The sequence below is a fragment of the Pseudomonas sp. LBUM1670 genome (assembly GCF_059695695.1).
On sequence record NZ_CP166783.1, the window covers coordinates 4,612,251 to 4,626,641 of the forward strand.

Annotated in this window: 11 protein-coding genes; 5 read left to right on the forward strand and 6 right to left on the reverse strand. The window is 59.5% G+C overall.

The features are described 5' to 3' along the window. Positions 1-55: 55 nt before the first annotated feature. The 4 genes from ACA073_RS21005 to nosR form a co-directional block, all read right to left on the reverse strand. Positions 56-553 (reverse strand): GNAT family N-acetyltransferase, encoded by a 498-nt coding sequence (locus ACA073_RS21005; RefSeq protein ID WP_497404174.1) that lies wholly within the window; start codon positions 551-553, stop codon positions 56-58. A 2-nt stretch (positions 554-555) separates the two neighbouring features. Beyond that, positions 556-1,194, reverse strand: coding sequence for a LysE family translocator (locus tag ACA073_RS21010; RefSeq protein WP_497399203.1), 639 nt, complete (start codon positions 1,192-1,194; stop codon positions 556-558). Positions 1,195-1,218: 24 nt separating this feature from the next. Next, entirely contained in the window at positions 1,219-1,653 is a 435-nt protein-coding gene (locus ACA073_RS21015) for an NUDIX hydrolase (protein ID WP_497399205.1), read from the reverse strand. 188 nt (positions 1,654-1,841) lie between these two features. Continuing rightward, on the reverse strand, positions 1,842-3,212 hold the full coding sequence (gene nosR / locus ACA073_RS21020) for a response regulator c-di-GMP phosphodiesterase, NosR family (RefSeq protein ID WP_497399207.1): 1,371 nt from the start codon (positions 3,210-3,212) through the stop codon (positions 1,842-1,844). 255 nt (positions 3,213-3,467) lie between these two features. Between nosR and ACA073_RS21025 the strand changes: the two genes are divergently transcribed. From ACA073_RS21025 to ACA073_RS21045, 5 genes are read left to right on the forward strand one after another with little or no spacing between them, the layout of a single operon-like run. After that, the gene (locus ACA073_RS21025; protein ID WP_497399209.1) at positions 3,468-5,729 is read left to right on the forward strand and encodes an EAL domain-containing protein; all 2,262 of its coding nucleotides are present in this window, start codon (positions 3,468-3,470) and stop codon (positions 5,727-5,729) included. After that, complete coding sequence (locus ACA073_RS21030) at positions 5,726-7,597, forward strand: putative bifunctional diguanylate cyclase/phosphodiesterase (RefSeq protein ID WP_497399211.1); 1,872 nt, start codon at positions 5,726-5,728, stop codon at positions 7,595-7,597. Before ACA073_RS21025 ends, ACA073_RS21030 begins: the two co-directional genes overlap by 4 nt. A gap of 44 nt (positions 7,598-7,641) precedes the next feature. Next, a complete protein-coding gene (locus tag ACA073_RS21035; protein ID WP_497399213.1) occupies positions 7,642-8,601 on the forward strand; it encodes a cytochrome-c peroxidase in 960 nt (319 codons plus the stop codon). After that, positions 8,598-10,409: a DAHL domain-containing sensor histidine kinase gene (locus ACA073_RS21040; RefSeq protein ID WP_497399215.1), complete on the forward strand. Its 1,812-nt coding sequence runs from the start codon at positions 8,598-8,600 to the stop codon at positions 10,407-10,409. The genes ACA073_RS21035 and ACA073_RS21040 overlap by 4 nt, the downstream gene beginning before the upstream one ends. Continuing rightward, entirely contained in the window at positions 10,406-11,812 is a 1,407-nt protein-coding gene (locus ACA073_RS21045; RefSeq protein WP_497399217.1) for an ATP-binding protein, read from the forward strand. The genes ACA073_RS21040 and ACA073_RS21045 overlap by 4 nt, the downstream gene beginning before the upstream one ends. A gap of 123 nt (positions 11,813-11,935) precedes the next feature. On the opposite strand, the gene ACA073_RS21050 is transcribed toward ACA073_RS21045, so the two are convergent. After that, complete coding sequence (locus ACA073_RS21050) at positions 11,936-13,261, reverse strand: APC family permease (protein WP_497399219.1); 1,326 nt, start codon at positions 13,259-13,261, stop codon at positions 11,936-11,938. A gap of 224 nt (positions 13,262-13,485) precedes the next feature. Then, positions 13,486-14,307, reverse strand: a complete 822-nt coding sequence (locus ACA073_RS21055; RefSeq protein ID WP_497399221.1) for a carbon-nitrogen hydrolase family protein — start codon at positions 14,305-14,307, stop codon at positions 13,486-13,488. Between the last annotated feature and the right edge of the window lie 84 nt (positions 14,308-14,391).

The window sequence follows — 14,391 nt, forward strand, 5'->3', positions numbered from 1 at the left end:
GGCTGAACTACCGCTTTCGCGAGCAAGCCCGCTCCCACATTAGGCCGTGGTGGTTTTAGATCTCGCGCCACATGTGGATTTTGTCGAAGTAGTCTTCGCCCACCCGCACCGCCAGCGGTTCGAGGCCGAACTGGATGAAGCCGCATCGCTGATAAAGGTTGAACGCCGCTTCGTTGCCGGCGGTGACGGTCAGTTGAATCAGCCTCAGTCCCGGGCGGGTTTGCGCCTCGGCCAACGCCGCCTGCACCAGTTGATAACCGAGCCCGCGCTGGCGGACCTGGCCGGACACGTACATGCCAAACAGCGTCGCCTTGTGCCGGGCCTTTTCACGAGGTTCGAAGGCAAGGCCGACGATGCCTGCCAATTGCCCTTCCTCAAATGCGCCGAACACCACATCCTGCTTGCTGGTCAGGCGCGCCTCCCACCAGCCCAGCGGCATCGTGGCGCGCTCGCGCACACTTGAGGTAAACGCCTGGGGGTGCAAGTCATAGGCTTCGAGCATCAACGCCCGATAGTCCAGGGCATGACTGGCATCAAGCCGCTCAATCCACATGTTCACGCCGCCCTTCGTTGCTCAAGCATCAGCCGCACCGCCAGCGCCGACAGCACGAACCCCATGAAATAGCGTTGCACCGCCAGCCAGATCGGGTTGTTCACGAACCAGGACGCGATGCCTGCCGCAAACACCGCGATCAACAGGTTGACGCAGAAACTGACGCTGATCTGGGTCAAACCGAGAACGACGCTCTGGGTGAACACCGAGCCATGCTCAGGCGTGATGAACTGCGGAAACACCGACAGGTAAAACACGGCGATTTTCGGGTTCAGGGCACTGGTCAAAAAACCCATGGTGATCAGTTTGCGCGACGAGTCTGGCGGCAACTGCTGCGCCTCGAACGGCGACCGCGCCCCCGGTTTTACCGCCTGCCAGGCCAGCCATATCAGGTACAGCGCACCGGCCCACTTCAACATTTCATAGGCCATTGGCACCGCCAGGAACACCGCCGTCAAACCCGCCGCCGCGGCGAACAGGTGCACGAAGAATCCGGCGACCACACCGAGCAACGAGGTCACTCCGGCCTTGCGGCCCTGGCAGATCGAACGGGAGATCAGGTAGATCATGTTCGGCCCAGGCGTCAGTACCATCAGCAACGCGGCAGCAGCGAAGATCAGCAAGTCTTGAAGCGGAATCATGGGCAATCCTTGGTCCGTGAATAATCAGGCGATCGCGGTCAGCGAGGCTCGATAAAACGGCAGGATCAGGTCCCGTGTCAATGGCGCCAGCGGGACATCACCGTCGGTCGTCGGGTCAATCCAACGCACCTCTTCGATCTCCGCTGCCGGGGACACGTCTGCATCGATCGTCAGCTGAAAGAGATCGGCCTGTACGATAAATCCCGGCTCATTAGCGGCCTGTGCCGAGAATTGCCCCAGATAGAGGGCGTGCGCCGGATCAATGACCAATCCCAGCTCTTCATCCAGTTCACGGGCCAGCGCGATGGCCGGTTGTTCATGGGCCTCGATCTTGCCGCCCGGTTGCATAAAGGCCTCGGTGCCGCGCTTGCGAACCAGCAGGGTGCGACCGTCGGGACCGATCAACAGGGCGGCGGCGATGCGGATGAGGTGGGGTGAAGCGGTGGCTGAAAGCGTCATGGATGAGGATTAGCCTTGGTTAAAAGGCGCAAGGATCACATGTGTATCGGTGCGTCGTCACTCCGATAAAAATCTTTGCGGAGCACCGACCCCCTGTGGGAGCGGGCTTGCTCGCGAATGCGGTCTGACCTTCAGCATTGATGTTGGCTGATCCACCGCTTTCGCGAGCAAGCCCGCTCCCACAAAGATCAGCGCGAGGATCGGGAAATTTGACCGGCGTCTAGAGTCGCTTCTTCCGGCACCTTCACAAAAATGCTGTATTTCGCCCCCTCCATGCCTTCGAAAGCGATCAATTTCTCCACCAGCGGCCCGTTCAACACCTTGCCGGCATTGAGCAGCAGCATGCCGTTGTCGGCATTGAGGTTGCGCGCCAGGATCATCCCCGCTGCCAACTCCCGGGTGGTCATGACCTTGACCGTCGGATCGGCCAGAGAAACTTCGCTCAGGTAGGCGCCACACACCTGAATGAAATCCTCCACCATCCCGGGGTCGTAGCGTTTTCCGGCATAGCTGCGGATATACACCAGGGCCTCATCACTGTTCATCTGCCGTTCCAGGATCAACCCGCGCTGCAACTCGATGAAATCCACCGCCATTTTCAACAGCCGGGAACCGAACGGTATCGCCTTGCCCTTGAGCCGGTCAGGGAAACCGGTGCCATCCCAACGCTCCTGATGATGAAGAATCAGACGGGCGGCATCCTTCATCGGGTCGAGCGTCATCAGCAGCGATTCGCTCTGCTTCGGGTAATTGCGATAACGCTCACGATCATCGTGATGCAACAGGTCCGCGGGGGTGGTCGTCATGCTGTCGGTCCAGCTCAGCTTGCTGATGTTGTAGAGCGCCGCCGCCATGCTCAGGTCACGACTGATGACTTCATCCAGCCCATGGCGCTTGCAGTACACCCGCACCAGCTCGATGATCTGGCGGTTGGTCTGTTTGGCCGGCGGCATGCGCAGGTTGGCCAGCAGCGAGAACATCTCGGTGCCAGTGACGTAGCTGTGCTTGAGCTCTTCGTAGGCCAGGTCGAGCATGTCGGCGGTCTGCTGCAGTTCAGCGGTGCGGGAGGCGACGCGTTTGTCCAGGTCGATGTTGAGGAGCTTCAATTCCTCGTTCTGATCCCACGTCTCCTGCACCAGACGCAACCGTTCACGCTCGGAATGCTGATACGCGAGTGATTGTCGCAATGTCAGCAGCAATTCCCCATCGTGCCAGGGCTTGCTGATGTAACGGTGAATCTGCCCGTCATTGATGGCTTTGATAATGGCTGACGGATCGGCATAACCGGTCAGCATGATCCGGACGGTATCGGGATAACGCTCGTGGATACGGGCCAACAGCGTGGCACCGTCCATGTTGGGCATGCGTATATCGCTCATTACCAGGTTGATGGGCACTTTCGCCATGATATTCAGGGCTTCGGCGCCACTGGTGGCCAGCAGCACGTCGTAGGGCTGGCCGCGTAACAGGCGACCCAGGCTATTGAGGATGGACTCCTCATCATCGACCAGCAACACCTTGGGTTTATGGGGGGACGTCGCGGGGATTGGCTCTTCCATGGCATTACCTCAGGCGAAAACTGGTACAGCGTCATGTCGGGACCCGGCAAACATCCCCTATTGCCGGGTCCTGACCTACAGGCTAGATGATTTTCGCCCCGTCGCTGTAATGATTCGTTTCCAGTTGCGCGAAGTCTGATCCGGGCGACTATGCTCACTTTACTCGGATCCATAATCTGTACGTTCGGCCAAGTGGTCAGGGAAAAGGATGCCCCTTATGAACACTGCGCACCAAACCGCTGTCGGCCCAGGGACATGGCGATGAATACGCTATTGGCGCGAACCAACCGGCGGATTCTTATTGTCGACGACACCGCTTCGATCCATGAGGACTTCCACAAGATCCTCAGCCCGCCATCGTCCGATGACGACAACCTGACCCGTGCTGAACTCGCCCTGTTCGGCACGACGACGGCCACACTGCTGAGTTTCGTACTCGATTCGGCATTCCAGGGCCTCGAAGCGCTGAACAAGGTCGAAACCGCATTGGCCAACGACCTGCCCTACGCGATGGCGTTCATCGACATGCGCATGCCTCCGGGCTGGGACGGCCTGGAAACCATCGAACGGCTGTGGCAAGTCGACCCCAAACTGCAAGTGGCGCTGTGCACGGCCTACTCCGACTATTCCTGGGAAGACATCGACGAACGCCTGGAACTCGGCGACCGTCTGCTGATTCTCAAGAAACCGTTCGATGCCATCGAAATCCGCCAGATGGCCAGCGCACTGACCGCCAAGTGGCAAATGACCGAAGATGCCGAGCTGAAGATGTCGCTGCTGGAACAAGCCGTCGAGGAGCGCACCCGGGAACTGTCCGATGCCAACATCATTGTGCAGAACAGCCCGACCATTCTGTATCGACTGCGGGGCGAGCCGTCGTTTCCGTTGATGTACATCTCCCACAACATCACCAAGTACGGTCATGTCGCGGCGAAACTGGTGGCCTCGGCCAATTGGGCCCGGGAGTTGATTCATCCCGACGATCAAACGAAGGTCGACACCGCCATGGCCCAAGTGCTGGACCGCCATGCCGCAGGCGCCTCCATCGAATTCCGGATGCGCACCGGCGCGGGTGACTGGCGCTGGGTGGAAAACCGCTATATCCCGGTACGCGACGATGAAGGCCGTCTGCTGGAAGTCGAAGGCATCATCATCGACGTCACCGAACGCAAGCTGGCCGAGGAGAAAATCTCCCTGCTGGCACGCACCGACGGACTGACCGGACTGGCCAACCGCGCGACGCTGATCGAGCGGCTGCACCAGGCCTTCGCGGCCGCACGTCGCGGCGCGACCCCGTTCGCCATGTTTTACCTGGACCTGGACCACTTCAAACGCATCAACGACACCCTCGGCCACCCGGTGGGCGACTTGTTGCTGCAAGAAGTTGCCCGGCGCATCAAGGCCTGCGTGCGGGAAAACGATGTGGTCGCCCGCCTCGGCGGCGACGAGTTCGCGATCCTGCAGCTGGACGTCGGCGACCCGACCCACTCCGCGTCCCTCGCCACCAAAGTCCGCGATACGCTGGTGCTGCCCTACTCCCTGGCCGGCAACGATGTCCGCGTGTCGGTCAGCATCGGCATCAGCAGCTACAGCCCGATCACCACCAGCGCCGACGGCCTGTTGATCCAGGCTGACATGGCGCTCTATCGCTCGAAGGAAAAGGGCCGCAACCAGTATCACTTCCACTCCGACGAGATCAATCAGGAGGTGGTCGAGCGCATGACCATCGCCAGCGAGTTGAGAGCGGCCATCGCACACAATGAACTCGAACTGCATTACTGGCCGGAAGTGGACCTGAGCAGCGGCAAGATCCTCGGAATGGAAGCGCAGGTCACCTGGAATCACCCCGACCGCGGTTTGCTGGACGCCGCCGCGTTTCTGCCCGCCGCCGAAAAGACCGGCACGATCATCGCCCTCGGTCATTGGGTGCTGGATCAAGCCTGCCGGCAGATGCGCCAGTGGCGTGATGAAGGTGTCGCGCCGCCGGTGATTGCGATCAAGCTGTCCCTGGCGCAGCTCAAGAGTGGCCCCGAACTGATCTATGACGTGCTACGCACCACCGCGCGCTGGGAACTCTGCGCCGGGGATCTGCGATTCGACGTCACCGAAGCGACGCTGGCCCAGACCAAATGGACCCACAACGACGTGTTGCCACGCTTGCGTGATCTGGGGGTGAAGATCGCCATCGACGACTTCGGCACCGAGTATTCCTCGTTCGACTACCTCAAGACCTACCAGGTCAATCACCTGAAACTCGCCCAAGCCTTCATCGACACAGCCGCTCGCGATCCGTCCAGTGCCAATACCTTGCGCGCAATTATCAATTTCGCTCGGGACGTTGGCATCGGCATCATCGCCGAAGGTGTCGAAACCCAGGAGCAGCGCAGCTCACTGATGGCCACCGGGTCACCGATGAACGCCCAGGGTTATTACTTCAGCAAGGCCGTCAGCAGCCAACAGGCCGCCGAGTTGCTGAAAGCCGGGAGAATCATGCCGTCCACGGAGGACAAAGGATGAAAGTGCCTTTCGTGCGGACCAACCGACGCATCCTGATCATCGACGATACGCCTTCGATCCATGATGATTTTCGCAAGATCCTCGGGGCCGAAACGGACGAACAGAGCCTGGCCGACACGGAAGCGGCACTGTTTGGCACGCCGCAGATTGATCGGCTGACGTTTCAGCTCGACTCGGCCTACCAGGGTCAGGAAGCCCTCGATCTGGTCAAACGCGCACTGGCCGAAGGTCGCCCCTATGCCATGGCGTTCACCGACATGCGCATGCCCCCCGGCTGGGACGGGCTGGAGACCATCGAACAACTGTGGCAGGCAGATCCGCACCTGCAAATTGCTTTGTGCTCTGCGTATTCGGATTACACCTGGGAAGCCATGGCCGAGCGGCTGGAATTCGGCGACCAGATGCTGGTGCTGAAAAAACCTTTCGACAGCCTGGAAATCCGCCAAATGGCCAGCGCCCTGACCTGGAAGTGGCAGATGGCGCAGGATGCGGCGATGAAGGTGCTGAGCCTGGAGCAAACCATCGAAGCGCGGGTTCACGAATTGCTCAAGGTGTCTCATCTGTTGCAGTACGACGTGTTGACCGAGTTGCCCAACAGCACGTTGCTGGGTGACCGGTTGAACCAGTCGCTGGCGTTGTCGCGACGCCATGACAAACAATTGGCGGTGATGTTTCTGGGACTTGATCGCTTCAAACGCATCAACAATGCCCTCGGCCATCCGGCCGGTGACGAGATGCTCAAACAGGTCAGCCGCAACCTGGTGGAAACCGTGCGCGAGTCAGATTCGGTGTTTCGCTATGGCTCCGACGAATTCGTGGTGATCCTCGCCGATATCCGCCACCCCCAGCAGACCAAGGGCATCGCCGAAAAACTCTTGAACGCCATTCGCGCCCCCCTGCACATCGCCGGGCACGACCTGAGCGTGACCGCGAGCCTGGGCATCAGCATTTACCCTGATGATGGTTTCGACGCCGTGGAATTGATCAAGAAAGCCGAAACCGCGATGCGCAACATCAAGGAAAGCGGCCCGAACGATTTCAGTTTTTTCATCGACGAAATGAACCAGCGCGCCCGGGATCAGCAGAGCATCGAGACCGGCATTCGCCTGGCGCTGGAGCGCAATGAGTTTGTCCTGTATTACCAACCCAAACTGGATCTGGGCAGCGGCCAGGTGGTCGGCGCCGAGGCGTTGATTCGCTGGCAAAAACCGGGACACGGGTTGGTCTACCCATCGGAGTTCATCAGCGTTGCCGAAGACAGCGGCCTGATCGTACCGTTGAGTAAATGGGTGCTGGCCGAGGCCTGCCGGCAAGCCTGCGCCTGGCAGGCCGCCGGGCTGCCGAAGATCTGTATGTCGGTGAACATGTCGGCGATTGATTTCCGTCAGCGCGACTTTGTCGACAGCATCGAACTGACACTCAAAGAAACCGGGCTGGAGCCGGCGTTGCTGGAGCTGGAAATCACCGAAGGTGTGTTGATGCAAAACATCGAGAGCACCGTCACCGCCCTGAACCGACTCAAGGTCATGGGCATTCGGCTGGCAATCGATGACTTCGGCACCGGCTATTCCAGCCTGAGTTACTTGCGGCGCTTTCCCATCGACGTGCTGAAAATCGACCAGTCGTTCGTTCGCGGTTTAAGCACCGACAGCAATGACGCCGCCCTGGTCAGTGCCATTATCAGCCTGGGCCGCAGCCTCAAGCTGACCATCATCGCCGAAGGGGTGGAAACCCTTGAACAACTGAATTTCCTCAAGGCTCATCAATGCGAAGAAGGCCAGGGTTACTACTTCAGCAAAGCTGTCGAACCGGACGCCTTCGCCCGCTATCTTGAGTCTGTGAGACCTGCTCCATTTACCGCCGAGTGAACGATGCGCAACGACACACAGGCCATCCGCCAGGGAATCATCAGATGTCGCCATCCCTTCACCGCCTGCTCCTGGTGCCGCTGCTCGGATTTTGTCTGAGCGCGGGCGCCGTGCCGCTGGATGAACCGCTCAAGCCGCTGCCCCCGGTGCCACAGCAAAACCCGTTGCGGGTCGAACTCGGTCGCCAGTTGTTCAATGAACGGCGCCTGTCGGTCAACACAACGCTGTCCTGCGCCAGTTGTCATCAGCTGGAAAAAGGGGGGGCCGATACCCGGGCGTTTTCCATCGGTTTCAACGGTGTGCCAGTGACGATCAACACCCCCAGCGTGTTCAACGCCACCCTGAATTTCAGGCAGTTCTGGAACGGCCGCGCCGACACCCTGGAAACCCAGATCCATGAAGTGGTGAAGAGCCTCAGCGAAATGGGCAGCAACTGGGACCATGTGGTGGAGGTGCTGTCGGCCGATCCGGTTTACCGCAGGGCATTTGGCAACGCCTACCCGAACGGCGTGACCATGAACAATGTGCAAAACGCCCTGGCCACCTACGAACGTACTTTGCTCAGTAGCAATTCACGGTTTGATCAATACCTGCTGGGTGACACCGACATCCTCACGACCGAGGAAAAGTACGGATACCAACGTTTCAAGGACTATGGCTGCATCGCCTGCCATCAAGGCGTGAACATCGGCGGCAACATGTTCCAGAAGTTCGGCGTCCTGGGCGATTACTTCAAGTTTCGCGGCAACCCGATCGACACCGACCTGGGGCGGTATCTGGTGACCAAGGATGAAGAGGACCGCAACGTGTTCAAGGTGCCGAGCCTGCGCAATGTTGCGGTGACCGCACCGTATTTTCACGACGGTTCGGCCAACACCCTCGAAGAGGCGGTGGACGTGATGTTCAAGTTCCAGCTCGGCCGCATTCCTTCCACCGAGGATAAAACCCTGATCATCGGTTTCCTCAAGACCCTGACCGGTGAATGGGGAGGTAAACCCTTATGAAAATGTCCCGCCGTCGCAGCCTTGCACTGCTGGGCGTCGCCACTTTGTTGCTGGCCTCGACGCTACTGTTCCTGTATCTCAAATCGAATTCGAACCATACGTCGACCTACGCCGAATCACGGGACCTGATCGGGCGGATCAAACAGCTGAACGCGCAATGGGAAACAGAGATCCTCAAAGCCAGGATCTCCACCAACCACAACTATGATCCGCTGGTCACGCCGCTGATCGAGATGTCCCAGTTGTGGGAACGGTTCGACACCATGGAATCGAACCACGGTCGCAACGACTCGCCGATCTGGCGCGCCAGCCACGATGCGTACCTGACCGCCATCCTGGAAAAGACCCGGCTGGTGGAGCAGTTCAAGTCCCACAACGCCGTTCTGCGCAACTCACTGGCGTTCCTGCCCACCGCCGAGGACGACATTCAGGAGCTAATGGCTCAGGTGGTTGATGGTGACAAACTGCAACTGCAGAACATCGCTACCGACACCTACGACTTGCTGCTCAGCAGCCTTGAATTCGCCCAGGTCACTTCCGACGATAAGGCTGCCGACATTCTGGTCGGACTGAACAAACTGGGGGTGAACAAGTGGCGACTGCCCGAGCAGTTTCACAGCCCGATCGACATTCTGAGCAACCACATCTCACTGATTCTGCGGGAACAACCGGTGGTCAACCGCTTGTTGGAAAACATCGAAGCGATTCCCTTGGCCGAACGCCTGGACGACATCACCAGCCTGTTGAACACGGACCAGCAACAGGCCGATGCGATCAAGCGGCGCTATCACCTCTATATGTTGGTGTTCTCAGTGTTGCTGGTCCTGTTGCTGGTGTACCTGGCGATCCATCTCATGCGCAGTTTCACCGTCATCAACCACGTTAACAAAGCCCTGAAAACCGCCAATGACGACCTGGAGCTGCGGGTGGAAGAACGCACCCGTGAACTCAAGGACACCCAGAGCGAACTGCTGGACACCGCACGCCAGGCCGGCATGGCCGAGATCGCCACCAATGTGTTGCACAACGTCGGCAACGTGCTCAACAGCGTCAACATCTCGGCCGATCTGGTGTCGCGCAAACTGCGCGCCAGCAAGGCCCAAGGGCTGGGCAAGGCCATGCAACTGATCAACCAACACCCCGGTGACCTCGGCACCTTCCTGACCCTGGACGAGAAAGGCAAGCTGCTGCCCGGTTACCTCAATCAACTGGTGGAGGCCATCGCCCTCGAACAACAAGGCATGACCGACGAACTCGCGCAGCTGAGCAAAAGTGTCGACCACATCAAGGACATCGTCGCCACCCAGCAATCCTACGCGGGCGCCAACAGCCTGATGGAGCCGCTGCACATCAGCGAGTTGCTCGAGGATGCCCTGCGCATGAACGCCGGCGCGCTGACCCGGCATCACGTCACGGTGGTCAAGGAGTACGGCGAGGTGCCGCAGGTCATGGGTGACAAGCACCGCTTGCTGCTGATCCTGATCAACCTGATCAGCAACGCCAAATACGCCATGTCCGCCCTCAGCGACCGCCCACGGCAAATGACCCTCGGGGTCAAAATCGTCGACGACACGACGCTGCAAGTCAGCGTCAAGGATGACGGCGAAGGCATCGCTGCGGAAAACATGACGCGCATCTTTGCCCACGGTTTTACCACCCGCAAGGAAGGTCATGGCTTCGGCCTGCACAGCTGCGCCCTGGCCGCCATCGAAATGAACGGCCACCTCAGCGCCCACAGCGACGGGCCGGGCAAAGGCGCGCAGTTCACCCTGCATATCCCGCTGAAAACCGTCATGGAGGAGGCATGAGCGAACGGTCAAACCGGCGCATTCTGCTCATCGACGACACACCGTCCATTCATGAGGATTTCCGCAAGATCCTTACACCGACGCCGGCGCCCACCGTCGAACTGGACGCGATGGAAGCGGCGCTGTTTGGCAGTGAAGTGAAAAACACCCAAACCCAGTTCGAACTGGATTCGGCGTATGGCGGGCAAGAGGGCCTGGGTAAGCTCAAGAAAGCCTTGCAGGAAAACCGCCCCTACGCGCTGGCCTTCGTTGACATGCGCATGCCGGACGGTTGGGACGGCGCAAAGACGATCGAGCATTTATGGCAGGAAGCCCCGCGCCTGCAAGTGGTGGTGTGTACCGCCTACTCCGACTATTCCTGGGATGAATTGCTGGACCGGTTGCAGGCCCATGATCGGCTGCTGATTCTGAAAAAACCGTTCGACAACATTGAAGTCCAGCAGATGGCCAACACCCTGCTGACCAAATGGGACATGACCGAACGGGCCTTTGTGCAAATGAGCCACCTGGAGCATCTGGTGGATCAACGCACGACCCAGTTCAAACAGGCCAGCGAGGCGTTGCAACGGGAAATCGACGAGCGCAAGCAGCTTGAATCGCAACTGGTGCAATCGGAAAAACTCGCTTCACTGGGGCAACTGGCGGCCGGCGTCGCCCATGAAATCAACAACCCCATTGGCTTTATTTCCTCCAACCTCGGCACCCTGGACGGTTATTTCAAACAGCTGCAGGAAATGCTCGATGCCTATCGAGAAGCGGAAGAGGCGATGGGTTCCAGCGAGCTGGTCGAGCGTTTGAAACAGCTTCGTGACCGGATCGAGCTGGAATTCCTGCGTGACGACATACCGCTGCTGATCAAGGAATCCAAGGACGGCATCAGCCGCGTCGGGAAGATCGTCAAAGACCTGAAGGACTTCTCGCGGGCGGACTCCAACCAGGAATGGCAGTGGGCAAACCTGCAGCTAGGCATCGAATCGACGCTGAACATCGTGGCCAATGAGCTGAAGTACAAGGCCGATGTGGTGAAGGACTATCAGGTCCTGCCCGAGATCGAATGCCTGCCCTCGCAAATCAACCAGGTGTTCATGAACCTGATCGTCAACGCGTCGCAGGCCATCGGCCCGGAGCGCGGCACCCTCACCCTGCGCACCGGGTCTGAAGGGGAAACCGTATGGATCGAAGTCGCCGACACCGGCACCGGCATCCCGCCGGACATCCTGCAGAAAATTTTCGACCCGTTTTTCACCACCAAACCGGTAGGCCAGGGGACAGGGCTGGGGTTGTCCTTGTCCTATGGCATCGTGAAGAAACATGGGGGGGATATTTCGGTGGTGAGTGAAGTCGGCAAAGGAAGCACATTCCGCGTCGAACTACCTGTTCACCAATCAAAACCCGCCACCTGAACACCGTCTCAATGTGGGAGCGGGCTTGCTCGCGAAAGCGGTGTGTCAGTAAACATATTAGTGACTGATACACCGCCTTCGCGAGCAAGCCCGCTCCCACAAGGTTGATCATCTGTCCGGTGATTATGCAGCTTCCTGGAAATCCATCTCCGGTGGCTGACGACGGAATCCGCCCGTCAGCACCGCCAGGTACACCACGCCAATCGCCAGCCAGCTCAGCCCCAGATAAATCGCCAGGTGATCGAGGCTGACCATCAGCCACAAGTCCGCCGCCAGACCGATGAACGGAAACAACAGGAACAGCACGAACTCACGCAGCCCCTTCTTCTCGCCGCCGATCCAGTAGTGAAAGATCACCGACAGGTTCACCAGACTGAACGCCAGGAACGCGCCGAAGTTGATGAACGAGGTCGAGGTGGTGACGTCCAGTTTCAGCGCCAGCAACGCCACGACTGCGCACAGCAGGATGCTGTTGATCGGCGTGCCAAAGCGTTCGTGCAAGGTGCCGAAAAACGATTTCGGCAGCACACCGTCACGGCCCATGGCATACAGCAGCCGCGAGCCGCTGGCCTGAGCCGACAGACCCGAAGCGAATTGACCGACGATCAGACCGATCAGGAAGATCGACACGAACAGGTCGCCCCCGATGTTGCGGGCAATTTCATAGGCCGCCGAATCGACGCTGTCGAACTGGAACGACGGGTGAGCGATCTGCACGAAGTACGACACGCTGACGAAAATCAGCCCGCCGATCAGGGTAATCAGCATGATCGCCCGCGGGATGGTGCGGCGCGGGTCGCGGGTTTCTTCGGTCAGGGTGCTGACCGCGTCGAAACCGAGGAAGGAGTAACAGGCGATGGCCGCACCGCTCATGATCAGCGGCATCTGCATGTCGCCGTTGAAGAACGGTTTCACTGACCACAACGGCGTGCTGGCATCACCGCCGACGTAATGCACGCACAGCGCAACGAAGGCGATCAGCACCAGAAACTGCACCAGCATCAGCAAGGCGTTGATGCCGTTGGCCAGTTTCAGGCCGACGATATTGATCGCGCTGGTGATGCCGATGAAGGCCAGCACCCAGATCCATTGCGGCACCGCCGGGAACGCGGAGTTGAGGTACGCCGCGCCGATCAGCCAGATCGCCATCGGCAGGAACAGGTAATCGAGCAGCACCGCCCAACCGGCGATGAAACCGAGTTTCGGGCTGATCGCCTTGCGCACATAGCTGTAAGCCGAACCGGCCACGGGAAACACCGAAGCCATTCGGCCGTAGCTCATGGCGGTGAAGAACATCGCCACCAGCGCCGCGAGGTACGCGGCCGGCACCATGCCGGCGGTGGATTGAGCGAGGATGCCAAAGGTGCCGAGCACAATGATCGGCGTCATATAGGCGATGCCAAACAGCACCACCGCCCCCAGTGAAAGGGTTCGTTGCAAACGAGCCATGAGCGACTACTCCGAATTTTATTGGATTTATGGCAGAGCCGAGTTCGGCGCAAATTACGGGTGTTGCGTTTGTTGTTTTAGGTGAAAGGTCAAACAGGTGAGTCGCCTGTCAGGGCCTCTTCGCGAGCAAGCCCGCTCCCACATTTGATCTCGAGTGTTCACAAAACCAATGTGGGAGCGGGCTTGCTCGCGAAGGCGTCAGCCCGGGCGACACAGAATCAGGATCAGCCCTTAGGAATCAGCAACTCCCTCAATCCAGAAGCATGCTCAACCATCTCCCCCGGCAACTTCAGCCGCTGATCATCCAGATACCGATAATCCTGCCGCGCCGCCGTCAGCTGATTCAGATCCAGCTCAACCGCAAACTGCCCTTCATCTCGTCCAGCCTCAAACAACAGCGTGCCCAGCGGATTCACCAGCGCACTGCCACCGGCAAACAACAACCCGCCATCGCCCTCTTCCACCCGGTTGACCATCAGCGCAAACGCCTGGTTTTCCTGGGCGCGGGCCATGATCGCGGTGCGGTGTGTCGGGCCGTAAGGGTCCATGTTGCCGTTGGTGACGATCAGCAGTTCGGCGCCCAGTTGTGCCAGGGCGCGGGCGGTTTCCGGGAACTCGATGTCGTAGCAAATCAGCAGGCCAACCCGCACGCCGTTCCACAGGCACGTGGCGTAGCGGTCGCCCGGCTCGTACACACCGCGGTCCGACGCCCACAGGTGCGTCTTGCGGTATTTCAGCGCGATGCCTTCCGGGGTAATCAGCAGCGTGGTGTTGAAAAAGCGACCGTTGTCGTTTTCGGCCGTCCCGATCACCACGGCGATGTTGCGCTCACGGGCAGCGGCGACGATCACGCTGACGGTGGGGCCGTTCAGCGGTTCGGCAACGGCGGCCACGGTTTCAGCCGACGGGAAGCCCATCAAATGGCTTTCCGGAAACATGATCAACTGCGTGTCGGCCGCGCAGGCAGCAATCGCCGCCAGCGCGCGTTCGAGGTTGTAAGCCGTGTCGTTGTCACGGCCCGCCAATTGGGCGAGTTCGACCTTCATGGGTAGTCCTTGTTCTAGTGGCCGGGCGGCAGAAAGATTGCCCGGCCGGTGTCTGTGCGCCAGTATGCGCAGCAAGCAACCGGC

What these genes read in the sequence shown, in the direction of transcription:
- ACA073_RS21045 (WP_497399217.1), top strand. Translation starts at nt 10,406, where the DNA reads ATGAGCGAACGGTCAAACCGGCGCATTCTGCTCATCGACGACACACCG.
- ACA073_RS21015 (WP_497399205.1), bottom strand. Translation starts at nt 1,653, where the DNA reads ATGACGCTTTCAGCCACCGCTTCACCCCACCTCATCCGCATCGCCGCC.
- ACA073_RS21030 (WP_497399211.1), top strand. Translation starts at nt 5,726, where the DNA reads ATGAAAGTGCCTTTCGTGCGGACCAACCGACGCATCCTGATCATCGAC.
- ACA073_RS21035 (WP_497399213.1), top strand. Translation starts at nt 7,642, where the DNA reads ATGTCGCCATCCCTTCACCGCCTGCTCCTGGTGCCGCTGCTCGGATTT.
- ACA073_RS21050 (WP_497399219.1), bottom strand. Translation starts at nt 13,261, where the DNA reads ATGGCTCGTTTGCAACGAACCCTTTCACTGGGGGCGGTGGTGCTGTTT.
- ACA073_RS21040 (WP_497399215.1), top strand. Translation starts at nt 8,598, where the DNA reads ATGAAAATGTCCCGCCGTCGCAGCCTTGCACTGCTGGGCGTCGCCACT.
- nosR (WP_497399207.1), bottom strand. Translation starts at nt 3,212, where the DNA reads ATGGAAGAGCCAATCCCCGCGACGTCCCCCCATAAACCCAAGGTGTTG.
- ACA073_RS21010 (WP_497399203.1), bottom strand. Translation starts at nt 1,194, where the DNA reads ATGATTCCGCTTCAAGACTTGCTGATCTTCGCTGCTGCCGCGTTGCTG.
- ACA073_RS21005 (WP_497404174.1), bottom strand. Translation starts at nt 553, where the DNA reads ATGTGGATTGAGCGGCTTGATGCCAGTCATGCCCTGGACTATCGGGCG.
- ACA073_RS21025 (WP_497399209.1), top strand. Translation starts at nt 3,468, where the DNA reads ATGGCGATGAATACGCTATTGGCGCGAACCAACCGGCGGATTCTTATT.
- ACA073_RS21055 (WP_497399221.1), bottom strand. Translation starts at nt 14,307, where the DNA reads ATGAAGGTCGAACTCGCCCAATTGGCGGGCCGTGACAACGACACGGCT.